Genomic DNA, 24,200 nt, shown 5'->3' with positions numbered 1-24,200 from the left:
AATACTAGTGGTCTCGTGTTACTAAATAGTCAGTAAAATCTTGCAATAGCTGCGTATTGTACGGGATTTGCTGCAAAGCGTGTAGCGCTTTTTCGGTCAATTGACGGAGCAATTGCTCGGCACCGGCAACCCCCAGAAGCGTCGCATACGTGGTTTTATTCAGCGCTAGATCAGCTTCGGTCGCTTTGCCGAGCATTTCTGGAGTGCTGGTGAGGTCGAGAATATCGTCCTTCACTTGAAACGCTAAACCTATCGCATGAGCATAATCATCAATCGCTGTCATAATTTCTGGGGTTCGGTTCGGTGCAGCAATTGCCCCAAGTTGCATGGCAGCACGAATCAAAGCGCCGGTTTTTAGATGATGAATTTGTTCTAAAGCTTCTTGTGTTTGTGCATGACCAGTCGCAGCAATATCGAGTGCTTGCCCACCACACATGCCGAGATGGCCACTCGCGTGTGCCAGAGCGGCAACCATTTCAAGTTGCTGGGACGACGACAAATCCACATGCGGCACGGTTAAAAGCTGAAATGCCATCGTTTGTAGCGCGTCGCCGGCAAGAATTGCTGTCGCTTCGCCGAACTTGACGTGGCAGGTTGGCTGGCCGCGACGTAAAGCATCATTATCCATCGCCGGTAGATCGTCGTGCGCTAGCGAATAAGCATGTACACATTCGATCGCAGCAGCGGGAGCGTCGAGCGCATCAAGCGTTGCTCCGAGCATTTCACCGGTGGCGTAGACAAGAAACGGACGCACGCGTTTACCACCAAGAATAGCACTGTAGGCCATCGCTTGTTGCAGTTCAGCGGCAGGACCTTGCTGTTGCAGTGCATTTTGCAGCCAAGCAACATGGCGCTCGCGATAAGCAGCCATTTGATGCTCGAGTTGGGCAGACATTGCCGACATGAAAACTTCCTAATCTAAGTTAAAACGGCAGCCCGTCGTTGTTTTCGTTGTTACTTGTCAGTGCTTGCAACGACTCATTGCCATTTTGCTGCAGTAATTGCTGAACGCGCTGCTCAGCTTTACTGAGCTTGTCTTGACTCACACGGGTCAAGAGGACGGCACGTTCAAACTTTTGTAATGAGTTCTCTAAGCTCAAATCACCGCTTTCTAATTCTTTAATAATGCCCTCGAGCTCCTGCATCGCTTGCTCAAAGTCGAGTTGATTCGCTTCTTTCTGACTCATGATGCTTCAATGTCCTCAAATTCGAATACTGAAATCTGAATCTGTATAAAATACCACAGCATGACGGAGAACGCAGTGTTAAAAGGGTGTAATCTTTTGGCGGTACTGTCGATAAAGTGGCCGTATGAGCAAGGTTTCTGCTATAATTTTGCGCTTTATTTTGCTCGTCGCTGGGGAATCCATGAAATTTATTGTTCGCTTGCATGCCGAAATTACAATTAAGAGTAAATCGGTGCGCCAACGTCATCTCAAAGTGCTGACCGGAAATATCCGCACTTTGCTTAAACCTTTGCATGCATCGATGCGTGTCCGTAACCACTGGGACCGAATTGAAGTGCATCACGATGACGAACCGCAACTCACCGCAGCGACCATTCGTCACTTAGGTCAAATCCCCGGCATCGCCTATTTTGAACAAGTTGTTGAGCACCCACTGACCGATTTTGCCGAGCTGTTAGAGTGGATACTGCCGTTACAAACGCAACGGCTGCAGGGCAAAACATTTGCTGTGCGAGTCAAGCGTAAAGGTCGTCACGAATTTTCATCGATGGACATGGCTGTTTATCTGGGCGGTGGAATTCGTGCGCGTGTAGCGGATACCAAGGTTCAGTTAAAGAACCCGCAAGAGGAACTCGTCATTCATGTGATCGAGGATCAGGTGTCGTTGGTTCAACAGCGTTTCCCTGGGCTTGGTGGCTTCCCCTTACCGACTCAAGAAACGGTGCTGTCACTAATGTCTGGTGGTTTTGATTCGGCAGTGGCTAGTTTTCAAATGATTCGCCGCGGCGCGCGCACACATTTCTGCTTTTTTAATTTAGGCGCGGATGCCCATGAAGTTGCGGTGCGTGAAATTGCCTACTTCTTGTGGGAAAAGTACTCCAAAACTCACGCGGTTAAATTTGTCACTGTCGATTTTAGCGAAGTCGTCGCCCAGATTCTCGAAGCAGGCGATCAAGGTACCTTGGGCGTATTACTGAAGCGTGCGATGATGCGGGCAGCGGGACAAGTTGCCCAGCGACTTAACGCACAGGCGATTGTGACCGGTGAAGCGGTGGGCCAAGTCTCCAGTCAAACACTTAGTAATTTGCAGTTAATCGATCAATCGACGGATGCATTGATCTTGCGCCCGTTAATCGTCCAGGACAAACAAATGATCGTGGATTGCGCGCGGGCGATCGGTGTCGAGGCGCTGAGTGCTGCGGTGCCTGAGTATTGCGGCGTTATCTCGAAGCAACCGTCGGTGAAAGTGCGCCCAGAAGTTATCGCTGCAACCGAGCAAACTGTGTTACCGGATGCATTAATTGCTGATGCCGTTGCACAATGCCGTGTCATTGACATCCGTGATGCACATTCGGCGCAACAGGACACGCTTGGACCGCCGGTGGTTCGCTCCAGCGAAACCTTACCGTCCGATGCCGTTATTGTCGACGTGCGTCGGGATGAAGAGCAGGAAGCGTCACCGCTCGAGGTGCCCGGACACAAAGTTTTACACATTCCCTTTTTCCGTTTGGCCAGTAAACAGGATATGCTAGACAAGTCCAAAGCATATTTTTTGTATTGTGATCAGGGTGTGATGAGTCGCTTGCAAGCAGTACAGTTGCAGGAGCAAGGGTTCGACCGCGTCGCAATTTACGAAAGACCTTAAGTGAATTAGCATAGAGGATTAGCAGTTGCGATTTTGGCGAATCACATTTGTATTGGTGTTGGTAAGTATATCGATTTTATTTCTTATACAGTCACCGCCAACACCAGCTCAGGTTGCTCGTTTTGCGCACGCCGACAAAGTGGCGCATTTTGCGTTGTTTTTTATTCTCGCGGGGTCACTGCACTTAGCGTTTCGGCCGCGAGTATTGCTTGGCCTGACGTTATTGCTTATTTATGGGGTCCTTATCGAAGTCGTTCAGCATTATGTGCCGGGTCGCGGCGCCGATGTCTGGGATGTGGTTGCTGATATGGCAGGAGCGGCAAGCTTCTATCTATTGCGACTCGTGGTTTTATGGCCGCGTCGGCGACGCATATTGCGTACCTGATAGAAACAAAAAACGTCGCTAATCGCGACGTTTTTTTATAGAGCCTACTTTTTCACTTTTCTTTGCCTTCTTATCTTTCTTCTTCTTTTTCTTCTTCGCTGGCTTTTTATGTGGATCTGGGAACTTGAACTGAGGCTTCAATTCTTGAATTACCCGCCGTTCCAGTCGTTCGCCTAAATAACGCTCAATCCGGCCGAGGTTTTCCGCATCATGTGCTTCGACCAAGGAAATAGCGGTACCTTTCTTACCCGCGCGACCGGTACGGCCAGTGCGATGTAAGAAAGTATCGCCTTTGCGCGGCAAATCGAAATTCACCACTAACTCAACATCCGGGATGTCGAGTCCACGCGCGGCAACGTCGGTTGCGACCAAAATCCGTTGGCGAATACTGTGAAACGATTGAATACGTTTTTGTCGCTCGTCTTGCGGCAAACCACCTTCTAACGCTGCGGCGCCATAGCCTTGTGCGCTGATGAATTGGGCGAGTTCATGCGCACGTTCACGTTTGCGCACAAAAACAAGGATACGACCGTTGTAGTCGCGCAACAGCTGCAGCAATAGTTGTTGCTTATGCTCTAAGGTGTCAGCAACATACATGCGTTGTAGAATTTTGCCACGCTCACGCTTAGGCGGGTCGACATTAATAAATGCTGGGTTATTGAGTACGTGAGTGCTGAAATTAGCTAGCGCATGACTATCAGTGGTAGCGGAAAATAACAGACGCTGCTTGAGATACACAGCTTCATTCATGATCTGCTGAACAGGCTCTTTGAAACCCATATCCAACATTCGGTCGGCTTCATCGAGTACGAGAATCTCTAAGTCTTCAGCACTGAACTTTTCCTCGCCAAGATAATCAAGTAAACGTCCTGGCGTGGCAATAATGATGTCCAAATTTTGCTTTAAAGCGCCGGTGTGACTACCGAAATTAACCCCACCAGTAATTGTCAGGCTGGTTAAATCAACAGCAGCACAAAGCTGCTCGGTGATTTTCCCCGTCTGCTCGGCAAGTTCACGAGTGGGGGCAAGAATAAGTACGCGTGCATGCCCAGGATTCTTCCGTGGGAAGTCGACAAGATGCTGAATAATGGGCAAGACAAAGGCTAAGGTTTTCCCTGTGCCTGTAGGTGATGAAGCCAATACATCACGACCTTCCAATGCAAGTGGAATCACATCTTGTTGAATGGTCGTCGGCTTCTTTAAGCCAAGATCCAGGAGGATATTAACCAGTTCTGGTTCAAGTTCAAGGGAATCCCAGTCAGGCGTCATTTGGTCTTACTCTCCTGTAGCCGATGCGTCGGTTAGTATAGCATTAAGCTGGTTGAGCAGCTGTTGAAACTCTTGACTCATGATGGCGAAGTCGGCGTCTAACTGCTCAGCACGCGTTTCAGTTTCGTCTGCATCACGGGCGTCTTTGATCACGTCGAGGAAGTGAATGCGTTTAATGGCATAGTCGTGAGTGAGCATGAAACTAATACGTTCGCCCCAATTTAAGCCTAATTGCAAACACAACTTATTGTGTTCTAAATGCAAGCTGATTTCATCGCTGGTCAAGTCATGATCTTTAAGCTTGACGACGCTTTCTTCTTCGCCTTGACCACGTAACTCAGCATCGGTACCAAGTTCGAATGGCGCTGGTGACTTCTTCGACTTTAGCCAGTCGGTAAAGAAAAACTCACCAGAGTTTTCTGGACCCCACGGCCGAATCGGTAACGAGCCTAAACAACTGCGCAGCAATGCAGTGACTTCTTCAGCACGACTCGCACTCGACGCATCGACCAGCACACGTTGTGTCTCTAGATCAATCATTAACCAAATCACTGAATGCCGACTCAAAGCCTGCGGTAATAGGCGCTGAACGACGTCTTCTTTGGTCGCTTGCAGTTCTTTACGCGGCATCGGACGGGCATGTTCTTGCTGGTAAGCTTCACGAACTGCGTCTAACTCAATCTGCACCGCGCTCGCTGGCATCACTTTTTCTTCTTTCCGAGCGCAGAGCAAAAGATGTTGCCCAACTTGAAGTGTTAACGGAGCGTCCTCGTCATTCAACGGCGACACCCAGCCAAAGCTCATTGGCTCATGACGAGCACAAGGTGAAAAACGACGTTCTTCTAGTTGTTTTTCAGCATCGTCTGCCCACGTGAATGGTTGGGTAAATTGATAAACGCGTAAATTCTTAAACCACATGCACTGCAACTCTCGATGATTCTAAATTAATCCGACATCATACCGAATATTTAGTCTTGGTTTCGAGTTCTTTTCGTATTGTTTTGGCTGAATTGCAACGCCTGTTCTAATTCAAAGTTGCGTTGTTTCAGTTTTGACGCCTCCAAACGGCATTGGCGAATTTCCTCTTCTAATGCGTCTTGCCTGCTTTGCAGCGCTGCTCGACGCTGCTCGAGGTCGAGCATCAGTTGACTGATGCCGAGTGTTTTCTCGGTAATTTCACGTTCAAGCTGACTGTTTTGTTCGTCGAGTCGACGGTTCAAATCAGAAACCTCACGTTGGGTGACTTCACGCTCCTCTTGATGCAAGCGCAGGCGTTGTAAGAGGCGATTGTATGTGATTTCCAGCAATGTAAATTCATTCGCTTGCCCTTGCGGCAAATGGACTTGCGAGCCTTCTGGGTCGTCTGGATTAAATTGTCGAATTTGTTCAATCAGTTGCGCGAATGGTCGTTTTAAAAAGAGGTGAAAGGCTAAGGTGAACAGAATAATGAGTAATGAGCTCTTAATGACAGCAGCAAAGATCAACACCATGAGACTGGGTTTGAGTCGTTCGATGGTGATTTCACGACTAGAGAACAAGGTGACATCGCCAACCATTTGCGAGCCGCCGGCAAACTCCCAAACTAAGGGGCTAAAGTAACCAAACACGCCCTGATGGTCGATTACGCCCCCTTCCGACATCTGTTTCAACCGTTCTTCAGAGACCACGCGACCTGAGCTGTAGACGACGTTACCTTGGTCATCGCGCAAGATAATGCCGCTAATGGATGGAATGTTAATCATGCCCATGGCTAAAGACTCGGCCTGCGGGGTGTTAAACTCCCACATCGCACGCGCGAAACTGGCGGCAAACGTATGGTGTTGATGGCGAATGTCGTTTAAAAGGTTGTTGCGTGTATTGTTGTATTCAAGACCGACTTGCACCGCGGTTATCATCAGCGTCAACAAAAAATAGACCGCCAGTACACTGGTCAATAACACCCGACTGATGCTGTTTTGCGGCTGAAATTGTGCTGGGTCAATTGCGTTTGACAAGAATCGGCACTCCAAAGGCGAAAGCGAGATATTCTCAAACGTCAGTTTATTGGAAATCTGCGGCCAATGCACATACTTTGCAGCCACGCATGGACAGCGTAAAAAAAGTTTTATTATGAAATATTTATTTCAAATAGAAGACAGTGGATTATAATTCATTCACAACGACTTACTTTCTCTGAATTGGACGAGTCCCATGTCTGGATATACACGTCAAACGCTTTATACAACCTTCCCCCTATGTCTGCTGCTCGCGAGTCACGCTGCAATCGCTAACGACCCTGAAATCGGCTTTTATGGGCGTCTCCATGTCTCCACTGACTACCTCCATGATGGTCAGGAAGGTGGATTGAACGTCTCCAATAATAGCAGTCGATTGGGATTGACACTGGATTATAAAATTGACGAACAACTGCAGTTAATCGGCCAAATTGAACGCGGCATCGATGTATCTGAGGGGAACAGCACGATCACGGCACGCAACACATTTGTCGGTGTTCGCGGCGATTGGGGCACACTCCGAGCTGGTTATTACGACACGCCGGTGAAGCGGATTATTAATGCCGTTGAACAGTTTCGTGACCAAGTTGGTGAAGCGCGAAATATCATACGTAGTGGTGAAATGCATTTCGACAAACGTTTTAAAAGCGGTTTACATTACACAACGCCGACCTGGAACAACGTCACGGTCATGGTTCACTACGGTACCCATGAACTCTCTGGCGCGACCACTGACAATGAGCACGATGCGTACAGCACTTCGATTACCTATCAACGCAACGAGTGGACTGCCATCGCCGGTTATGAGTCGCAGAGTCGTCCAGACCAAGCCAATCTTGAAGCGTTTCGCTTGGCCTTGATGCGTAAGTTCGAGCGTTGGAATCACGCCTTGTTTTATCAGCACGCAGACGGCATGGCGACCGGTAAGCAAGAGGTTTATGGTTTTACTTCGAGCTACGGGTTAACCTCCGAGTATACCTTGAAAGGCCAAGTGTTTTATCGTACGGCTGACCTAGTCAGTGAATTAGACTCGACCATGATTACAGTGGGGATTGACCGTAAGCTCAACTCGAAAGTGAATGTCTATCTGACGTTTTCGCACACGGACAATGCTGAGCAAGCGACAGCGAATGTTTCCGCAGGCGGACATGGTAAAACCATGACCATCGAGCCCGGTCAAGATCCGTTTGCGCTCGCGCTCGGTTTGCGTTGGAATTTCTAGCTTGTTGCGTGACGTCATAAAACTGTCACACTCACGTCGCATAATGACCTAACTTTATGATGATTGGGTGAATAACATGCCAAGCAAAATTTTGATTGTGGAAGATGAGGCGCCAATTCGCGAGATGCTCGCCTTTGTCATGGAACAACATGGCTACCAACCTATCCAAGCGGGAGATTATCAACAGGCTCAGGAAAAAATCGTTGAGCCCTATCCAGACATGGTATTACTGGATTGGATGATTCCCGGTGGTAGTGGTATTCAACTTGCACGTGCATTAAAGTCAAAAGAACACACTCGTCATATTCCTATCATCATGTTAACGGCGCGTGGCGAAGAAGAAGACAAGATTAAAGGTTTAGAAGTGGGCGCGGATGATTACTTAACCAAACCGTTTTCTCCGAAAGAACTCGTCGCGCGCATGCGGGCTGTGTTTCGTCGGGTGTCGCCAACGAATCTCGATGAGCCTATTGATATCGAAGGTTTAGTGCTTGATCCGGTTTCCCATCGTGTCTCGGCCAATCAAGAAAGCCTAGACATGGGGCCGACTGAGTTCCGCTTATTGCATTTTTTCATGACCCATCCAGATCGCGTTTATAGCCGCGAGCAGTTGCTTGACCACGTATGGGGTACGAATGTTTATGTCGAAGACCGCACCGTCGACGTGCATATTCGCCGCTTGCGAAAAGCAATTGAGGCTCATGGTCACGACCGTTTAGTGCAAACCGTTCGCGGTGTTGGTTACCGGTTTTCGGCGCGTTAAATGGAACGACACTATACGCTAACGCGGCTTCTGAAACGACTCATAGCGTGGGTGTTACCATTTGCGCTAATCGGTTGGTTGCTTGATTTACTGTGGCCAGCGTTAGCGGTCGCGTTTGCGAGTGCTGTGATTTGGCATCTCTTCTATTTTCATCGTCTTAATCATTGGCTCTGGCAAAGTCGAACCATGCTACCACCGCAAGCGCCTGGGGCATGGAGTGACATCTATGACGGTATTTATCGAACCTTGCGTCGGGCACAGATCAAACGCCGTCAATTATCAATACTGTTGCAACGCTTTCGCCAAGCTGCGGAAGCGATTCCAGATGCAGCATTCGTGATTGAAAGTGACGGTACATTGGTTTGGAGCAATAAATTGGCGCAAATCTACTTCGGTTTGCGCTGGCCTGCAGATCGGGGTATTCGAATTACCAACCTGATTCGTTACCCTCGCTTTTTAAAGTATTTTGAAATTGCCGATTTTGACGAGCCGATTACGATTTTAGATCCCGTTGGAGAGCAGCGCGACATTGAGATGCGCTTTATGCCGTACACCGATACGCAGCTACTTGTCATTGCGCGAGACATCACCCAACTTCGTAAGCTAGAACGGTTACGCAAAGACTTTGTAGCCAATGTTTCACATGAATTAAAGACGCCATTAACGGTCATGAATGGCTACCTTGAGTTGCTCCAAGATTCTGAAGGCGTTCCGCCTGCGATGGTTAAAAAAGCAGTTCATGACATGAACCTGCAAAATCAGCGGATGCAGAAAATGGTCGAACAACTGCTCACCTTGTCGCGGATGGAAGGGCAAATGCAGGACACCTTTACCAAAAAGGTCGCCATGGTAACGCTTATTCAGGAAGTAATCGCCGAGCTGCAGCCTATCATTCAGGCGAAAAATATAGCTCTGCATGTCGATATGTCTGCCACGGATGCAGTGCTGGGCAATGAAGAAAAACTCCGCGCTGCATGCAGTAACTTGATTACCAACGCAATTAAATACGGCAAAGAAAGTGGCCATTTACGAGTTGCTTGGTACCGAGTAGGGCAGTTTGCGGAGTTTTCGGTCGAAGACGATGGTCCCGGTATTGAAACCGAGCACTTGCCACGATTAACCGAACGCTTTTATCGCGTTGAGAAAGATCGTAACAGCGCCAGTGGCGGTACCGGCTTGGGCTTGTCGATTGTGAAGCACGCCCTAGAGCACCACCGCTCCTACTTGCAAATAGAAAGCGCTCCGGGTCAAGGTAGCCGCTTTTTCTTCCGAATTGCCCCTGAATTGCTCGTCAGTGCCAACTAACCGCAAAAATGTCATCAACTTGTCACATAAATGAAAATCTTTTGTCATGCAAGTGACGCAACATACCTGTCCAGCAAGCCAACAACTTTTTGTCTTTAATTGCTGGAGATATTCCATGAAAGCACCACAAAAATTATTACTCGCTGCTGCGATATCAGCTTCACTGGCAACCCCTGTCATGGCTCAGGATATTGAAATCTATGGCCGCGCACATGTGTCTGTCGATGCTTTAGATAACGGCAATGACACTGGGATGAACGTTTCAAGTAACTCCAGCCGTTTAGGTTTCCGTGCCAAGCACGAACTGGACAACGGTTTAGAAGCCTTTATGCAAATTGAAACCAATATTCGCTACGATCAAGGTAACGGTGGTTCACTTGCATCGCGCGATTCATTTGCAGGGATTCGCGGTGGTTTCGGTCAATTGCGCGTTGGTTACTTTGATACCCCTACCAAGCTTGTGCGCAGCAACACAGACATGTTCGGTGATCGTTTAGGTGATGCTCGTAACTTCACCAGTGGCGATAACATGAGCTTCGATAACCGTTTCCGTAACGGCGTTCATTACCGCAGCCCAAGCAAAGGTCCAGTATCATTTGATGTCCAGTACTCGCCGCACAATGCTGAAGGCGCGACTGCAGACAATAACCGTACCGCCATTAGTACCGCATTAACTTATCGCCAAGGTGACTGGTACGCGGTCGTAGCCTACGAAACATTGGAAAGTGCAGTGACCACTGCAGACGGAACCGTGCTTGACCCGTCAGTGGTGCGCGTCGGTGCTTACTACAACTTCAAACCTGAGTGGCGCGTTTCAGCGTTCTTCCAGAGCGCAACTGATATTGTTGGTGGTGACCGCACTGTTTATGGTTTAGGCACCAGCTACCGTTCTGGCGAATGGACTTACCGTGCCCAGTTTTATGCAGCAAGTGACAACGACACCGCTGATACTGGCGCCAACATGTTAGTCATTGGTGCAGACCGTCGCTTAGCGCGTTCAACGACAGCTTACATTGTATACGCGATGGCGGATAACGACGCTGCTGCGACTTTCCAAGTCAGTGCCGGCGGCCGTGATACGCGTCTTCCAGCGCTTGCTGGCGAAACCCAAACCGGTTTATCAGTCGGCCTTGTGTATAGTTTCTAAAAAATAATTGAGTGTCATCTTTGTGTCATATTTAAGCGCTAGGATGACCTCGACTTAACTTGATAACCCTGTTGAATCGACAGGACCAGGAGAGAATGATGAAAAAGACTATGATCGCTACCATCGTTGCCGCCGCGTTTACACTAAGTGCAACTGCAGCTGCTGATGTTGACCCACGTCTTCCAGAATATCAACGCGCATCAGGCGTGTCAGGGAACCTTAACTCAATTGGTTCTGACACCTTGAACAACTTAATGACCCTTTGGGCAGAAGAGTTTAACAAGTTCTACCCGAACGTGAATGTGCAAATTCAGGGCGCTGGTTCTTCTACTGCGCCACCGGCAATCACTGAAGGTACTGCAAACTTCGCGCCGATGAGCCGTGCGATGCGTCAGTCTGAAATCGAAACTTTCGAAGCACGTCATGGTTATGCTCCATACGCAATGCCAGTTGCTATCGACATGTTGGCAGTGTACGTCAACAACGACAACCCTATTGAGTGTTTGTCTTTGCAACAAGTTGATGCCATCTTCTCAGCCACTCGCCGTGGTGGTTATCCGAATGATATTACTCGTTGGGGCCAAGTTGGCTTGACCGGTTCGTGGGCAAACCGTGACTTCGCTTTATACAGCCGTAACGCAGTATCAGGTACCTACGGTTACTTCAAAGACAATGCTTTATTCGGCGGTGACTTTAAATCAAGCATCAACGAGCAGCCTGGTTCTTCATCTGTAGTTCAAGGTGTAACGGAATCATTGAATGGTATCGGTTATTCAGGTATCGGCTATCGCACGTCTGGTGTTCGCGCTATCGCGTTGTCAGCGACTGAAGGCGGTGAGTGCTTCGAGCCAACGGCTGAGAATGCAGCATCTGGTGATTATCCGCTAGCACGCTACTTATACGTGTATGTGAACAAGCATCCAAACCGTGACTTCGACCCAATGACGCGTGAATTCGTAAAAATGTTGTACTCGAAAGTCGGTCAAGAAGTCGTAGATCGTGACGGTTACGTACCATTACCTGAGTCATTAGCGTCACGCATTCGCAACGAGCTGAATGTAAAGTAACGCGACCATGAGTGTGGTTAATTAAAGAGGCACCCTTGTGCCTCTTTTTGCGTTTGGTAGTGACATCAAATATGACATTTTCGTGTCACTGTCACATTGCTGTCATATTCCAAATTTATACTTTCGCTCATGATAACTTCTATCTGCCAAAATGAGATACTCGTATGATGACAGATTCCACGTCTAACGCCCTGAGCAGCCGCCGCCAGTCGCGTTTGCCCTCTCCAGAGTTGCGGGCAAAACGTCGCCGCGTGCGGATGTTCAAGAACGGCTTATCGCGTTGGGGAATTACTGCTGCCGGCTTCGGTGTAGTGTTTTCTCTGGCCCTCATTTTTATCTACCTCTTCTACGAAGTCATGCCGGTCTTCAAAGGTGCAACGATTGATCACGAAGTGACCTTCCAAGTTCCAGGTGACGCGCAACCGTTGCATCTGAGCATCGAACGCTATCAAGAAATGGGGTTAAATTATGGTGCGGATGGTCAGGTCACTTTCTTTAACCTCGACTCTGGTGAAGTGCGCCTGCAAGACCAATTAGTGGGTAATGATGGCGCCGATATCACCGTATTTGCGCGCGGCGAGGACATCGGTGGTCTCGTCGCTTACGGTTATACCGATGGTAGTGTGAAGCTAGCTCGAGCAGACTACCAGGTCACTTTCCCCGATGATCAACGCTATATCACGCCTTCGTTAACCCGTCCTTACGGTGACACGCCAATTCAACTTGACCCAGAAGGCGCAGCCATTATTCAGCTTGGTTTGCAAGAAAGCACGCGAGGCGCGCGGTCAGCCATGTTAGTGGGCTACACGAATGATGGCCGCTACGTCACTGCACGCTTAACGACACGCGAAAACCTCTTTACTGGTGCAGTGGAAACCCAAGTCGCGCGCGGCGTATTACCGGCACTGCCGGCACAACCACAGACGATTCTCATCGACAAGGAAATGCGTAGTGTGTTTGTCGCCGACGTTGCCGGATACCTGCATTACGTGGACATTCGTAACCCACGCGAGCCAGTGCTGCAACATAGTGTGCGCGCCGCACCAGGCGAATACATCACGGCGGTGGACTTTTTAGTCGGCACAGTGTCACTGATTGTCGGTACCGACTCAGGGCGCTTGAGCCAATGGTTCTTAGTCCGCGATGCAGAAAATAACAGTATTCTGCAACGGATTCGTGATTTCAAATCCCACCCAGCAGCGATTACCCATATTGCTCCAGAGTACCTTCGTAAGGGCTTCATCGTCGGTGACGCCAGCGGTACCGTGGGCGTTCATTACGGCACTTCGGCACGGACATTGTTGCAACAACAAATGGTCGATGGTGCTATCGCAGGTATTGCTCTATCGCCTGTGAACCGTCGGTTGGTAGTGCTTGATCAAGACCAAAATTTGCATGTTTCTGAGCTTTGGAACCGCCATCCACAGATTTCTTTCTCGGCATTGTGGAACCGTGTGTGGTACGAAGGACGCAGCGATCCAGAGTATATTTGGCAGTCGTCGTCGGGCAATGACGAATTTGAGTCGAAGTTCAGCCTTGTACCGTTATCAATCGGAACCTTGAAAGCAGCGTTCTTCGCCATGTTGTTTGCCATGCCATTGGCGATCATGGGCGCTATCTATACCGCTTACTTTATGACGCCGAAATTACGTGGTGCCGTGAAACCGACCATCGAAATTATGGAAGCGTTACCGACCGTTATTCTTGGTTTCCTTGCTGGTTTATGGCTCGCGCCATTCATGGAAAACAACTTGCCAGCAGTGTTCTCACTGTTGATCGGTATGCCAATTGTCATGCTCCTGATGGCCTTTCTCTGGCGTTACGTTCCTGCAGTGATTCGCGGTCGTGTCGCGGCAGGTTGGGAAGCGGCACTTTTGGTTCCGGTGGTGCTTGGTTTTGGTTGGGCGATGGTGTCGATTAGTCCTTACATTGAAGTGTGGTTCTTCGACGGCAGCATGCGCCAGTGGTTCACCGATAACGGCATTACCTATGACCAGCGTAACGCGATGGTCGTGGGTGTCGCGATGGGCTTTGCCGTCATTCCAACGATTTACTCGATTGCTGAAGACGCGGTGTTTAACGTACCGAAGCACCTTACTCAAGGGTCGTTAGCGCTGGGTGCAACCCCTTGGCAAACCGTGCTTGGTGTGGTCTTACCGACCGCAAGTCCGGGGATTTTCTCAGCAATTATGATTGGCTTCGGTCGCGCCGTGGGTGAAACCATGATTGTGTTAATGGCCACCGGCAACAGCCCAATCGTTAACTTTAATATCTTTGAAGGAATGCGGACCTTGTCAGCGAATATCGCCGTGGAATTGCCAGAAACAGCCGTCGGCAGTAGCCACTTTAGAATCTTGTTCTTGGCGGCACTCGTGTTACTGACCTTTACGTTTATTCTCAACACGATTGCTGAAGTTGTACGTCAGCGTTTACGTCAACGCTACAGTAGCCTGTAATTAAAGGGGTAAGAAGCAATGAAACAATGGTTTAGAAGCGGTACTCCTTGGATCTGGTTAACTGGGGGCGCAGTTACAATTAGTATCGTCATGGTGGTCGGCTTGTTAAGTTTGATTGCTGTGCGTGGCTTAAGCCACTTTTGGCCAGGTAGTGTGGCGGAAGTGACAATATTTGATCCGAGAACCGGTGAAACCAGTTCAGTTATGGGTGAAATTGTCCGCAGCGAAACAATTACCGCGCAAATGGCGAGAGAAGGTGGCAACCCAGTCGGTGAAGATCAAGACTTAGTCACGCGCTATTTGTTTAAACAAGGCAACCGTGACCAGTTCGGTACGGATTTCGTTTGGCATTTCGACAGCACCATGCAAGATGTTCGTTATCCGCAAGGTGTGATGGTGATTGAGCGGCGTGAGTGGGGTAACTTTTATGGTTTCCCAGTTGCCTTAATGACTGATGGCTTGGTGACCGTTACCGCGGACGACCCTGCTTTCGCAGCGCAACTTGAAGTCGCATTGGCGCGTGCAATTGAGCGTGCCAACGCACAACGGGTGATTGAGCGCCGTGATGTGGGTCGGATCAACACTGCAATTGAACGGATTCGCTTGACTGAACGGGGTCTTGAATTGCAGCAACTACCGGACGAAGAGTTAGCTAGTCAGCGAGCTGAGTTACGGGCACAGCGGGAAGCGCTCGACGCAGAATACGATGTTTTGCGTATGCAAATGGATGAACTTCAGCGCGAACGTCGCCGTGACAGCTTGGTGATGGCCATGACTGACGGACGCGAAGTGCAGCTCAATTTATCGACTGTGATTGCGATTACACAGCCCAACGACATGTCGTTATTGAGCAAGTTTGGTCATTACTTCGCCAAAATTTGGGAGTTTTTAACTACTGAGCCGCGAGAAGCGAATACGGAAGGTGGTATCTTCCCCGCCATATTTGGCACCATCACCATGGTCTTTATTATGTCGATTATGGTGACACCCTTTGGTATTTTAGCCGCGATTTACTTGCGCGAATATGCCAAGCAAGGACCACTGACTCGGATGATTCGGATTAGTGTGTATAACCTTGCGGGTGTGCCGTCGATTGTTTTCGGGGTGTTTGGTTTAGGTTTCTTTGTCTACTACCTCGGTGGCAACATTGACCGTATTTTCTACGAAGCGGCATTACCGTCGCCAACGTTCGGTACCCCGGGCTTATTCTGGGCATCATTAACCTTAGCACTGCTCACCTTGCCGGTTGTTATTGTCTCAACCGAAGAAGGTTTGGCGCGGATCCCAAGTACGGTTCGCCAAGGCTCGCTGGCGCTTGGAGCGACGAAGTCAGAAACCTTGTGGCGGGTTGTCGTGCCTTTAGCAACACCGGGTATGATGACGGGCTTGATTCTTGCGATTGCGCGGGCGGCAGGAGAGGTGGCGCCGCTGATGCTGGTCGGGGTGGTGAAACTGGCGCCGAACCTACCAATTGATGGTGAGTTTCCGTTCGTCCATTTAGAGCGCAAGATCATGCACCTCGGCTTCCACATTTTTGATGTTGGTTTCCAAAGCCCGAACGTTGAAGCCTCGCGTCCGCTGGTTTATGCCACGGCCTTGGTACTAGTGATATTGATCGTCATTCTGAACTTAACTGCAATCAGCATTCGGAACCGCCTGCGTGAAAAATATCGCAGCGATTCAGACTAACGAATGATTTGATGATAGCCACGAATTTAATTTAAAAGCGAAGTGAGTCTTATGGAACAGCAAACTGAAAAGCCGACAATTAAAACCCATTTAGCTGCACCGTCAGAAGTGAATATCGATGCGTTGCCGCGTAAGTTGGAAGTGAAAGATCTGCGCTTATCCTATGGGAAAGACGAAGCACTCAGAGGTATTAACTTGGTCATTCCTGAGAAGAAAGTGACCGCGTTTATCGGTCCCTCGGGTTGCGGTAAGTCAACCCTGCTGCGTTGCTTCAATCGCATGAATGACTTGGTTGAAAGCTGCACGATTACTGGCGAAATTCTACTTGACGGCGAGAACATCTATCAGCCGAATGTCGATGTCGCCGAGTTGCGTCGGCAAGTGGGAATGGTATTCCAAAAGCCAAACCCATTTCCAAAGTCAATCTATGAAAATGTTGCTTATGGCTTGCGCTTGCAAGGTGTAAACGACCGTCGCACGCTCGACGAAGTGGTTGAGCAGTCCTTACGTGGCGCGGCATTATGGGACGAGGTCAAAGACCGTTTGCACGACAATGCCTTTGGGTTGTCGGGTGGGCAGCAACAGCGTTTGGTTATCGCTCGTGCGATCGCGATTGAGCCAGAAGTATTGTTGCTCGACGAACCGGCGTCAGCGCTTGACCCAATCTCGACGCTGAAAATCGAAGAATTGATTAATGAGTTAAAAGAGCAATACACCATTGTTATCGTCACTCACAACATGCAGCAAGCCGCACGTGTCTCCGATCAGACTGCGTTTTTGTACATGGGTGAATTGATTGAATACGCCGACACCAACACGTTATTTACCACGCCGGCGAAAAAGCAAACAGAAGACTATATTACGGGTCGTTACGGCTAAGCCAATGGGTTGAGGTGATTAAGAATGCAAAAAGGTAAACACATTTCTGAGCAGTTCAATAGTGAACTGGAGAGTGTTCGCAACGCTGTGTTGTCAATGGGTGGCTTGGTTGAAAAGCAATTAACCGACGCGCTAACGGCCATTGAAACCAATGACGCAAGTTTGGCTGATACGGTGTTATCGAACGACAAAAAAATTAACGCGTTGGAGATGGACATTGATGGTGCGTGCACGCGGATTATCGCTAAACGCCAGCCAACAGCCAGCGACCTGCGATTGATTGTTGCGACGTTAAAAACGATCGCCGATCTCGAACGTATTGGTGATGAAGTCAAAAGACTAGCGCGAGTGGCGAAAGAGAACTTTACTAGCGATCAAAAACATCTGTTAATCGGACTGGAAAATCTTGGTCAGCTGGTGGTCAACATGCTTCGTCAAGCACTGGATTCGTTTGCGCGTATGGACGTCGAGTCAGCGTTGGAAGTGCATAAGCTTGATAGCAATATCGACCGTCAATACGAAGGGATGATGCGTCAGCTGATGACCTATATGATGGAAGATCCGCGCAGTATTCCGAAGATTATGGATGTGGTGTGGTCAGCACGCTCGCTGGAGCGGATTGGTGACCGCTGTCAAAACATTGCCGAGTACATAATTTACAATGTACAAGGCAAGGATGTTCGTCACTCATCACACGAGTCGATGGAAGATACGGTCCGTGGTGGCAAACCGCAGGTTTAACCTGCGGTCATACTTAGTGTAAAACGCGACAACGAATAGTTCCCGGAATGGCTTTGAGTTGCTCAAGCACTTCCGGGGCTTGGTCGCTATTCACGTCCATAACGACATAGCCAAGTTCGCTGTCGGTTTGCAGGAACTGACCCGAAATATTCACCCCTAAATCGGCAAACACTTGGTTAATTCGATTCATCATACCTGGCTGATTGCGATGAATGTGCAAGAGGCGGCTACAACCTTGATGTACAGGTAAACTCACTTCGGGGAAATTGACTGCGGACAAGGTCGAACCGTTGTCCGAGTACTTGATCAGTTTATGGGTCACTTCGACGCCAATGTTTTCCTGCGCTTCTTGCGTGCTACCGCCCACATGCGGGGTCAAAATGACGTTATCGAGACCACGTAAAGGCGACACGAATTCGTCGCTATTGCCTTTCGGCTCGACTGGAAAAACATCAATCGCGGCGCCATTGAGGTGACCATCACGCAACGCTTGAGCCAGCGCGTCGATGTCGACTACGGTGCCACGTGAAGCGTTGATCAACAGCGCACCTGGTTGCATTAAAGCCAGCTCACTGGCGGTAATTAAATTGCGGGTCTGCTCGGTTTCTGGGACATGTAGTGACACGACATTGGCCGTTTGCAGTAACGCTGGCAATGAGGGCATCGGTAAGGCATTGCCCATCGACAGTTTGTTCTCGATGTCGTAAAAAACCACGCGCATACCAAGCTGTTCGGCAAGAACACCAAGTTGCGAGCCGATATGGCCGTAACCGATAATCCCTAAGGTTTTACCGCGCGCTTCATGTGAGCCTGAGGCCGATTTTAACCAACCACCGCGGTGACAGGCGGCGTTTTTTTCCGGAATCTTGCGCAACAACATAATGATTTCGGCCAAGACCAATTCGGCGACGCTGCGGGTATTAGAAAACGGAGCGTTAAATACCGGAATACCGAATTCACGCGCGGCTTGCGTGTCAACTTGGTTGGTTCCAATACAGAAACAACCAATGGCATTTAGGCGTTCTGCTTTTTCGAGTACTTTCCGTGTCAGCTGACTACGTGAACGAATACCAAGAAAATGATAGTCGCCAATCTTCGCCGCGAGCTCATCTTCATTCATGGCCGTCGAGTATTGTTCAATTTCATGGTAGCCATGTTCTTGAAAACACTGCACCGCACTCGGATGCACGCCTTCAAGTAAGAGGATTTTTATTTTGTCTTTGGCCAGTGAAAATGACGGCTGCATGAATGGTTCCTTAACAAAACTTAGCGTGTATGGGTAAAAACAGAAGTGCCATCACTGAGCAAAGCAATGTCAGCCGGGCGCGCTGCAAACAATCCGTTGGTGACGACCCCTGTAATTTGATTGAGTTTGGCTTCAAGTTCTACCGGTTTTTCGATATGTAGACTATAAACGTCAAGAATAACGTTGCCATTGTCGGTCACGACGCCTTCACGATAAAGTGGATCGCCGCCAAGCTTGACAATTTCACGTGCGACATAAGAACGCGCCATCGGAATGACCTCAACGGGTAGTGGGAACTGACCCAGCACGTCAACAAGCTTTGATGTGTCAGCGATACAAATAACCTTTTCCGCAACGGCGGCAACGATTTTTTCGCGGGTTAACGCACCTCCGCCACCTTTGATCATTTCTAACTGCTGATTAATTTCATCTGCGCCGTCCACATACACTTTCACATCGCCTGCACCGTTTAAGTCATAGACTGGGATGCCGTGTTGCTTGAGTCGTTCGGTCGACGCTTCTGAGCTGCTGACTGCACCAAGAATTTCGTGTTTTCGGCGGGCGAGCGCATCAATAAAGTAATTGACAGTTGAGCCGGTACCGACACCGACAATGGTATTGGCTTCGACGAATTCTAAAGCCGCTTCGGCAGCGAGTTGTTTGGCGCGATTTTGATCAATTTTAGTCATGTTTATGGCCACTGATTTGGGTCGTGTTGGGAGGTGGTTCAGGATGGGCAAATAGTATACTGATTTTCTGTACCGCTGTCAGCGTTGAATCGTCGGTTAGAATTGCCATTCGCGGGTCGGTGTAAACACGCGGGGGAGGGGAATATCCCAAGCAGCAGCGGGCAGCTGCTCGACGTATTGGCAATCATGCGCCACGCCAGCGACCTGCAGGTTGGGATAACGACCTGCAAACCAGCTATTTAACGTGCGGTCGTAAAAGCCGCCACCCATGCCAAGGCGGTTGCCATGACCGTCAAAACCAACGAGAGGCGCCAAGAGCAAGTCGATTTTTGCTAAAGGGACAACATTCGGACAGGCGAGCTCAGGCTCTGGAATAGAAAAACGATTAGGTCGCATGACCGTGTCGTCGGCATAACGCATAAAGAGTAGATGGCCAGCACAAAATGGATGAAGAACCGGCACTAGGGTTTTAATATTACGCTGCCAAAGGGCTTCAATATAGGGTTGCAGGTTAATTTCACTGTCATTGGCTAAGAAAACGGCGACTTCTTGCACTTGTGGTCGCTGTTCGGTGAACGTCAATAGGCGTTGGCTCACAGCTTCGCTGGCTTCGCGTTGCTCGGTCTCACTGAGCTGCTGGCGCCGCGTTCGCAGTTGTCGCCGCCATTGTTGACGTTCGTTCTCAGTCACGAATATTCCTTAGTTGCCAGGCACAGAGTTGCTATACCGCAACGAATCGGTCAGAATCAAAAACTATGCCTGATAATCACACTAAAACATAGGCGAAATCAACCATGAGATCTGTATTCCGCACCCTAACCAACGCCGCTACCAAGACCCTCTTGGCGACGAAATCAGCACGCCATGTCTCCCTTTTTGTCTTGGCCTGTTTCAGCGCACATTTTCTAATGCCAACGACGGTGTTAGCCACCGACGTACCGGCGCACTTAAGTGGACTGGACGCTCGTGAAGGGCCGTTTGAACGGTTAATTCTGCGCGGCGGTATTCTGGTCAATGGTGAGGGCGCACCACCCGTTGGTCCGGTCGACATTGTCATTGTCGGTGATCGCATTGAGCGTGTTGCCGTTGTTGGTTATCCGGGAGTGCCCATTCTTGAACAACGTCGTCCCGAAGCCGGCCCGGGCGACCGTGAAATTGACATCAGCGGCCATTATGTATTGCCCGGATTCGTCGATATGCACGGTCATATTGGCGGTTCAGCACCGAATATCCCACCAGAGTATGTCTATCAACTCTGGTTGGCCCACGGTATTACCACGGTCCGGGAGCCGGGTAGTTTCCGCGGTTTAGATTGGACCGTTGAGCAAGCCGAGCGTGCTGCAGCGAATGAGATTGCCGCTCCCCGAATCATTCCGTACGCTGGCTTTGGTATGGGTAGTGCTGAGCCGATTATTACTGCCGAGCAAGCTAGTGCTTGGGTGCGTCAAGCACAAAGTCGCGGTGCGCAAGGTGTGAAGTTTTTCGGTGCACCTCCAAGAGTGATTCGCGCCGCTATTGAACAGGCGAACGAGCTCGATATGGGCACCATGATGCACCATGCACAATTAAACGTCGTCCGCACGAATGTGCTGGACTCGGCAGCCATGGGGCTGACGACCATGGAGCATTGGTATGGACTGCCAGAAGCACTCTTCACCGACCAGATCATCCAAAATTATTCACCGGATTATAATTATCAAAATGAAATGGATCGCTTCGGTGAAGCGGGTAACTTGTGGGCGCAAGCCGCGAAACCCGGCAGTGAGCGTTGGAACATGGTGCGGGATCGCTTAATTGAACTCGATTTTACTATTAATCCGACACTTACTATTTATGAGGCAAGCCGAGACGCGGCCGCTCAGCGCAATGCCGAATGGCATGCGGAATATACTTTACCGACGCTGACCCGCTTTTTTACCCCAAGTCGCTACGCACACGGTTCGTATTGGTTTGACTGGACCACCGAGCATGAAGTTGCTTGGCGTGAAAACTATCGACTGTGGATGGCGTTTCTCAATGACTTTAAAAATCACGGCGGTCGGGTGACCACAGGCTCCGATTCTGGCTATATCTATAAAATCTATGGGTTTGGCTATATCCAAGAATTGGAACTTTTGCGCGAAGCTGGGTTCAATCCATTAGAAGTCATTCGTGCTGCGACATTATCTGGCGCAGAAGCGCTCGGGCTGGACGAAGAAGTGGGCAGCGTGATTGCCGGTAAGAAAGCTGATCTCTTTATTGTCAAAGAGAACCCGCTGAGAAACTGGAAGGTGTTGTATGGTACCGGTCATTACCAATTAAACGACCAAAATGAACCGATGCGCACTCAGGGTGTTCTTTACACGGTTCGCGACGGTATTGTTTATGACGCCCAGCAACTGTTGGCTAATGTCAGAGCCATCGTCGAATTAGCCAAACAAGAAGAAGCCGAATAAGCAGAGGCGGCCACAATGATAGGCAAACGAATAAATTTAAACGTTGCAAAAGCCGTATTAGGTTTGCTGGCGATCGTCGGCTTAGCGGCTTGTAAACCCATGTATTCTCCTGAACTTAAAGGTGAATGGCGGATCACCGGTTTTCACACCAGTGTTGCCGCGGAACTGACCGATGAAGAAGCGATTAGCTGGATGGGTTACCGTGCCTATTTTGACGATCGCCGCATTCAATTCGCCCGCTGGGAATGCAACGATCCGCGGATTACATCGGATTGGCAGCAGTTAAGTATGGTCGCGGATCGCCTAGGAATTCAAGTCGATGTGTTCGCATTACGTGCAGAAACACCGGTCCAACTTTTATATATTGATTGTGCTGGCGAGCCTTGGTTCACACCGGGTGGCGAACTGATCCGTGTCGATGATGAGCGATTGTTGATGGCGTGGAAGGGGGTCGTTTTTGAGTTTCGTCAGCAACGGTAGCGACTTTAAACGTCACTCAGTTCATTAACACTTGGGGCAGCCGTCGTGGCAGGCTCGCTGCTACAGGTGTTCATCACCAAAATTGCAATTAATATAATCAGAATTCCAGCAACCACTTCAAGTTTACGCATGTTCTTGTTCCCGAGGGAGTGCTATCGCGAAGCGTTCGCTAAGCGTTCGCACAGGTGAATCTACTCAAGGGTAAATGGGTGTTCTCCAGAGTGCCGCTGCGTCGTGTTAGCCCTTGAACCCTTTGGCTCAAGGCGGGTGCTGAAACATATACCGCAGGCTTCCCGCTGCTCGGCGGGCTTGCACACTGGTACACGAGCAGGACCCTGTACTGACGATATCGGCTCAGGGACATTCACGTGCTGGCAAACACCCCAGAGAACGCTGATAGTATAACTTATTCTTGTGAAGAACTGGAGGGTGGATTGGTCGAATTCGCGTCAGTCAGCGCTGATTTAGATGAACTATTTGGTGTGCCTATCGCTTTTTCGATGGTGGCTTGCAACAAACTCACCTTGTCTTCCAACGCAGTGATTTTGCGCGCTTCAGTGGCGCGTTCTTGAATCCACTCATGGCATAAATTGAGCGCAGCCATAATTGCAATTTGTTCCATGTTCGTTAGCTTGGTGGTTTCGCGAGTTTCCTTCATGCGTTGATCGAGTTGTTCTGCCGCATCGCGCAGCGCACCCTCTTGTCCGGCTGGACACATGACCCGATAGCTCCGCTCGAGCACTTTAATATCAACTACATTACCACTCATGGACCTTCCCTCGATTGCCCTAATGAACAAAAACCGATTACAGTTCGATTGCTTGCAGGATACCGAGGCACCCGAAAACTTGCAATCACCTTAACGTGTTTACGTGTCGGATTTGTATGCTTTTGCCTACAATACAACCATTAGAATTGAAATTCTGATAATTCACGTGCAAATCTGGCTGCTAGGTACAGGCAATGGTAGCATAAAGGCTGAACATACGAGTGATGAGCGAGCTATGACAAAAACACCGAGTAAGTTATTTGAGCAATTAAATCGGCAGTTGCACGACAATGAGCTGATTGTGAGTGCCGCGGAAGTTCATGGCATGTTGACCGGACTAGTGGCTAGCTGCAAGCCGACCGAGCAACGTGAGTGGTTGGTCGTGATGGCAGATTTAATTCATGAAGGGCAAAAATTCAGTGATGCGCTGATAAATGACCTCGAAGCGCTCCATGACTATACGTTGGAAGGACTGCGCTGCCCGGATTTAAGCTTTCAAATGGTGTTACCGAGTGACGATGAGCCATTAACAGAGCGCCTGGCCGCTTTAACCGAATGGGCACAATGCTTTTTAGTCGGGTTTGGAATTCATCAACAAAATCTGGCGAAGGCGTCTGCTGATTTGCAAGAAGCGATTCAAGATATGGCGGAAATTTCGCGCCTATCGACTGACGTCGTCAGCAACGAAGAGGACGAGCGCGCGTATTACGAAGTGAGTGAGTATGTGCGAATCACCGCGATTATGTGCTTTAACGAATTAAGTGAATTCCCGTTGGCTAAAGTCCCGGAAAATTCCACCTTGCATTAAAGCTGAAGTGCGCAACGCGTTGAA

24 protein-coding genes and 1 other RNA gene are annotated in these 24,200 nt (G+C 49.4%); 14 read left to right on the top strand and 11 right to left on the bottom strand.

Going from position 1 to position 24,200, the window contains the following annotated elements; all coding sequences use genetic code 11:
• Positions 1 to 4: 4 nt before the first annotated feature.
• Complete coding sequence (gene ispA / locus LAT77_RS08475) at positions 5 to 904, bottom strand: (2E,6E)-farnesyl diphosphate synthase (protein ID WP_290564123.1); 900 nt, start codon at positions 902 to 904, stop codon at positions 5 to 7.
• Positions 905 to 923: 19 nt separating this feature from the next.
• On the bottom strand, positions 924 to 1,187 hold the full coding sequence (locus tag LAT77_RS08470) for an exodeoxyribonuclease VII small subunit (RefSeq protein WP_290564122.1): 264 nt from the start codon (positions 1,185 to 1,187) through the stop codon (positions 924 to 926).
• Positions 1,188 to 1,311: 124 nt separating this feature from the next.
• On the opposite strand from LAT77_RS08470, the gene thiI reads away from it, so the two are divergent.
• Both thiI and LAT77_RS08460 read left to right on the top strand, forming a co-directional pair.
• Positions 1,312 to 2,832, top strand: a complete 1,521-nt coding sequence (thiI, locus tag LAT77_RS08465) for a tRNA uracil 4-sulfurtransferase ThiI (protein ID WP_290564121.1) — start codon at positions 1,312 to 1,314, stop codon at positions 2,830 to 2,832.
• 25 nt (positions 2,833 to 2,857) lie between these two features.
• The gene (locus LAT77_RS08460) at positions 2,858 to 3,217 is read left to right on the top strand and encodes a VanZ family protein (RefSeq protein ID WP_290564120.1); all 360 of its coding nucleotides are present in this window, start codon (positions 2,858 to 2,860) and stop codon (positions 3,215 to 3,217) included.
• An 18-nt stretch (positions 3,218 to 3,235) separates the two neighbouring features.
• Here LAT77_RS08460 and srmB read toward each other — a convergent pair whose 3' ends face one another.
• The 3 genes from srmB to LAT77_RS08445 are packed head-to-tail and all read right to left on the bottom strand — an operon-like array spanning position 3,236 to position 6,480.
• Positions 3,236 to 4,486, bottom strand: coding sequence for an ATP-dependent RNA helicase SrmB (gene srmB, locus LAT77_RS08455; protein ID WP_290564119.1), 1,251 nt, complete (start codon positions 4,484 to 4,486; stop codon positions 3,236 to 3,238).
• Positions 4,487 to 4,492: 6 nt separating this feature from the next.
• Positions 4,493 to 5,404 carry a recombination-associated protein RdgC gene (locus tag LAT77_RS08450; RefSeq protein ID WP_290564118.1) on the bottom strand — a complete coding sequence of 304 codons (912 nt, stop codon included), beginning with the start codon at positions 5,402 to 5,404 and terminating at the stop codon, positions 4,493 to 4,495.
• A 50-nt stretch (positions 5,405 to 5,454) separates the two neighbouring features.
• Entirely contained in the window at positions 5,455 to 6,480 is a 1,026-nt protein-coding gene (locus tag LAT77_RS08445; RefSeq protein ID WP_290564117.1) for a hypothetical protein, read from the bottom strand.
• A gap of 196 nt (positions 6,481 to 6,676) precedes the next feature.
• On the opposite strand from LAT77_RS08445, the gene LAT77_RS08440 reads away from it, so the two are divergent.
• From LAT77_RS08440 to phoU, 9 genes are all read left to right on the top strand, one after another.
• The gene (locus tag LAT77_RS08440) at positions 6,677 to 7,702 is read left to right on the top strand and encodes a porin (RefSeq protein ID WP_290564116.1); all 1,026 of its coding nucleotides are present in this window, start codon (positions 6,677 to 6,679) and stop codon (positions 7,700 to 7,702) included.
• Positions 7,703 to 7,778: 76 nt separating this feature from the next.
• Complete coding sequence (gene phoB / locus LAT77_RS08435; RefSeq protein ID WP_290564115.1) at positions 7,779 to 8,465, top strand: phosphate regulon transcriptional regulator PhoB; 687 nt, start codon at positions 7,779 to 7,781, stop codon at positions 8,463 to 8,465.
• Complete coding sequence (gene phoR / locus LAT77_RS08430) at positions 8,466 to 9,770, top strand: phosphate regulon sensor histidine kinase PhoR (RefSeq protein WP_290564114.1); 1,305 nt, start codon at positions 8,466 to 8,468, stop codon at positions 9,768 to 9,770. It begins immediately after the preceding gene.
• Between the two features lie 115 nt (positions 9,771 to 9,885).
• A complete protein-coding gene (locus tag LAT77_RS08425) occupies positions 9,886 to 10,917 on the top strand; it encodes a porin (protein ID WP_290564113.1) in 1,032 nt (343 codons plus the stop codon).
• A gap of 98 nt (positions 10,918 to 11,015) precedes the next feature.
• Entirely contained in the window at positions 11,016 to 11,984 is a 969-nt protein-coding gene (locus tag LAT77_RS08420; protein WP_290564112.1) for a phosphate ABC transporter substrate-binding protein PstS family protein, read from the top strand.
• 164 nt (positions 11,985 to 12,148) lie between these two features.
• On the top strand, positions 12,149 to 14,440 hold the full coding sequence (locus LAT77_RS08415) for an ABC transporter permease subunit (protein ID WP_290564111.1): 2,292 nt from the start codon (positions 12,149 to 12,151) through the stop codon (positions 14,438 to 14,440).
• Positions 14,441 to 14,458: 18 nt separating this feature from the next.
• On the top strand, positions 14,459 to 16,129 hold the full coding sequence (gene pstA / locus LAT77_RS08410) for a phosphate ABC transporter permease PstA (protein WP_290564110.1): 1,671 nt from the start codon (positions 14,459 to 14,461) through the stop codon (positions 16,127 to 16,129).
• Between the two features lie 51 nt (positions 16,130 to 16,180).
• The gene (pstB, locus tag LAT77_RS08405; RefSeq protein WP_290564109.1) at positions 16,181 to 17,008 is read left to right on the top strand and encodes a phosphate ABC transporter ATP-binding protein PstB; all 828 of its coding nucleotides are present in this window, start codon (positions 16,181 to 16,183) and stop codon (positions 17,006 to 17,008) included.
• 24 nt (positions 17,009 to 17,032) lie between these two features.
• A complete protein-coding gene (phoU, locus tag LAT77_RS08400) occupies positions 17,033 to 17,749 on the top strand; it encodes a phosphate signaling complex protein PhoU (protein ID WP_290564108.1) in 717 nt (238 codons plus the stop codon).
• A 13-nt stretch (positions 17,750 to 17,762) separates the two neighbouring features.
• On the opposite strand, the gene serA is transcribed toward phoU, so the two are convergent.
• The 3 genes from serA to LAT77_RS08385 form a co-directional block, all read right to left on the bottom strand.
• Positions 17,763 to 18,995 (bottom strand): phosphoglycerate dehydrogenase, encoded by a 1,233-nt coding sequence (serA, locus tag LAT77_RS08395; RefSeq protein WP_290564107.1) that lies wholly within the window; start codon positions 18,993 to 18,995, stop codon positions 17,763 to 17,765.
• A gap of 20 nt (positions 18,996 to 19,015) precedes the next feature.
• On the bottom strand, positions 19,016 to 19,675 hold the full coding sequence (rpiA, locus tag LAT77_RS08390) for a ribose-5-phosphate isomerase RpiA (protein WP_290564174.1): 660 nt from the start codon (positions 19,673 to 19,675) through the stop codon (positions 19,016 to 19,018).
• A gap of 105 nt (positions 19,676 to 19,780) precedes the next feature.
• Entirely contained in the window at positions 19,781 to 20,374 is a 594-nt protein-coding gene (locus LAT77_RS08385) for a 5-formyltetrahydrofolate cyclo-ligase (RefSeq protein ID WP_290564106.1), read from the bottom strand.
• A 218-nt stretch (positions 20,375 to 20,592) separates the two neighbouring features.
• Here LAT77_RS08385 and LAT77_RS08380 point away from each other — a divergent pair, with 218 nt between their 5' ends.
• The gene (locus tag LAT77_RS08380; RefSeq protein ID WP_290564173.1) at positions 20,593 to 22,119 is read left to right on the top strand and encodes an amidohydrolase family protein; all 1,527 of its coding nucleotides are present in this window, start codon (positions 20,593 to 20,595) and stop codon (positions 22,117 to 22,119) included.
• A 15-nt stretch (positions 22,120 to 22,134) separates the two neighbouring features.
• Positions 22,135 to 22,599: a hypothetical protein gene (locus LAT77_RS08375; RefSeq protein WP_290564105.1), complete on the top strand. Its 465-nt coding sequence runs from the start codon at positions 22,135 to 22,137 to the stop codon at positions 22,597 to 22,599.
• 5 nt (positions 22,600 to 22,604) lie between these two features.
• On the opposite strand, the gene LAT77_RS08370 is transcribed toward LAT77_RS08375, so the two are convergent.
• The 3 genes from LAT77_RS08370 to LAT77_RS08360 all read right to left on the bottom strand — a co-directional run bounded on the left by LAT77_RS08370 (position 22,605) and on the right by LAT77_RS08360 (position 23,368).
• Complete coding sequence (locus LAT77_RS08370) at positions 22,605 to 22,730, bottom strand: hypothetical protein (RefSeq protein ID WP_290564104.1); 126 nt, start codon at positions 22,728 to 22,730, stop codon at positions 22,605 to 22,607.
• 78 nt (positions 22,731 to 22,808) lie between these two features.
• Positions 22,809 to 22,992: non-coding RNA, 6S RNA (gene ssrS, locus LAT77_RS08365), on the bottom strand.
• Positions 22,993 to 23,005: 13 nt separating this feature from the next.
• Positions 23,006 to 23,368 carry a cell division protein ZapA gene (locus LAT77_RS08360; RefSeq protein ID WP_290564103.1) on the bottom strand — a complete coding sequence of 121 codons (363 nt, stop codon included), beginning with the start codon at positions 23,366 to 23,368 and terminating at the stop codon, positions 23,006 to 23,008.
• A gap of 235 nt (positions 23,369 to 23,603) precedes the next feature.
• On the opposite strand from LAT77_RS08360, the gene LAT77_RS08355 reads away from it, so the two are divergent.
• Complete coding sequence (locus tag LAT77_RS08355; RefSeq protein WP_290564102.1) at positions 23,604 to 24,176, top strand: UPF0149 family protein; 573 nt, start codon at positions 23,604 to 23,606, stop codon at positions 24,174 to 24,176.
• Positions 24,177 to 24,200: the final 24 nt, after the last annotated feature.

This window comes from Aliidiomarina sp., assembly GCF_022565475.1.
In the GTDB taxonomy this organism is placed as follows: Bacteria; Pseudomonadota; Gammaproteobacteria; order Enterobacterales; family Alteromonadaceae; genus Aliidiomarina.
This window is presented reverse-complemented; position numbering and strand designations above follow the sequence as displayed.

Bases quoted from the DNA above. Each gene is read 5' to 3' on its own strand.
- LAT77_RS08440 (WP_290564116.1), top strand. From the start codon at position 6,677: ATGTCTGGATATACACGTCAAACGCTTTATACAACCTTCCCCCTATGT.
- LAT77_RS08450 (WP_290564118.1), bottom strand. From the start codon at position 5,404: ATGTGGTTTAAGAATTTACGCGTTTATCAATTTACCCAACCATTCACG.
- phoR (WP_290564114.1), top strand. From the start codon at position 8,466: ATGGAACGACACTATACGCTAACGCGGCTTCTGAAACGACTCATAGCG.
- LAT77_RS08355 (WP_290564102.1), top strand. From the start codon at position 23,604: ATGACAAAAACACCGAGTAAGTTATTTGAGCAATTAAATCGGCAGTTG.
- phoU (WP_290564108.1), top strand. From the start codon at position 17,033: ATGCAAAAAGGTAAACACATTTCTGAGCAGTTCAATAGTGAACTGGAG.
- ispA (WP_290564123.1), bottom strand. From the start codon at position 904: ATGTCGGCAATGTCTGCCCAACTCGAGCATCAAATGGCTGCTTATCGC.
- LAT77_RS08380 (WP_290564173.1), top strand. From the start codon at position 20,593: ATGCCAACGACGGTGTTAGCCACCGACGTACCGGCGCACTTAAGTGGA.
- LAT77_RS08415 (WP_290564111.1), top strand. From the start codon at position 12,149: ATGATGACAGATTCCACGTCTAACGCCCTGAGCAGCCGCCGCCAGTCG.
- LAT77_RS08370 (WP_290564104.1), bottom strand. From the start codon at position 22,730: ATGCGTAAACTTGAAGTGGTTGCTGGAATTCTGATTATATTAATTGCA.
- pstB (WP_290564109.1), top strand. From the start codon at position 16,181: ATGGAACAGCAAACTGAAAAGCCGACAATTAAAACCCATTTAGCTGCA.
- LAT77_RS08470 (WP_290564122.1), bottom strand. From the start codon at position 1,187: ATGAGTCAGAAAGAAGCGAATCAACTCGACTTTGAGCAAGCGATGCAG.
- thiI (WP_290564121.1), top strand. From the start codon at position 1,312: ATGAGCAAGGTTTCTGCTATAATTTTGCGCTTTATTTTGCTCGTCGCT.
- LAT77_RS08360 (WP_290564103.1), bottom strand. From the start codon at position 23,368: ATGAGTGGTAATGTAGTTGATATTAAAGTGCTCGAGCGGAGCTATCGG.
- serA (WP_290564107.1), bottom strand. From the start codon at position 18,995: ATGCAGCCGTCATTTTCACTGGCCAAAGACAAAATAAAAATCCTCTTA.
- LAT77_RS08425 (WP_290564113.1), top strand. From the start codon at position 9,886: ATGAAAGCACCACAAAAATTATTACTCGCTGCTGCGATATCAGCTTCA.
- LAT77_RS08375 (WP_290564105.1), top strand. From the start codon at position 22,135: ATGATAGGCAAACGAATAAATTTAAACGTTGCAAAAGCCGTATTAGGT.
- phoB (WP_290564115.1), top strand. From the start codon at position 7,779: ATGCCAAGCAAAATTTTGATTGTGGAAGATGAGGCGCCAATTCGCGAG.
- srmB (WP_290564119.1), bottom strand. From the start codon at position 4,486: ATGACGCCTGACTGGGATTCCCTTGAACTTGAACCAGAACTGGTTAAT.
- LAT77_RS08420 (WP_290564112.1), top strand. From the start codon at position 11,016: ATGAAAAAGACTATGATCGCTACCATCGTTGCCGCCGCGTTTACACTA.
- pstA (WP_290564110.1), top strand. From the start codon at position 14,459: ATGAAACAATGGTTTAGAAGCGGTACTCCTTGGATCTGGTTAACTGGG.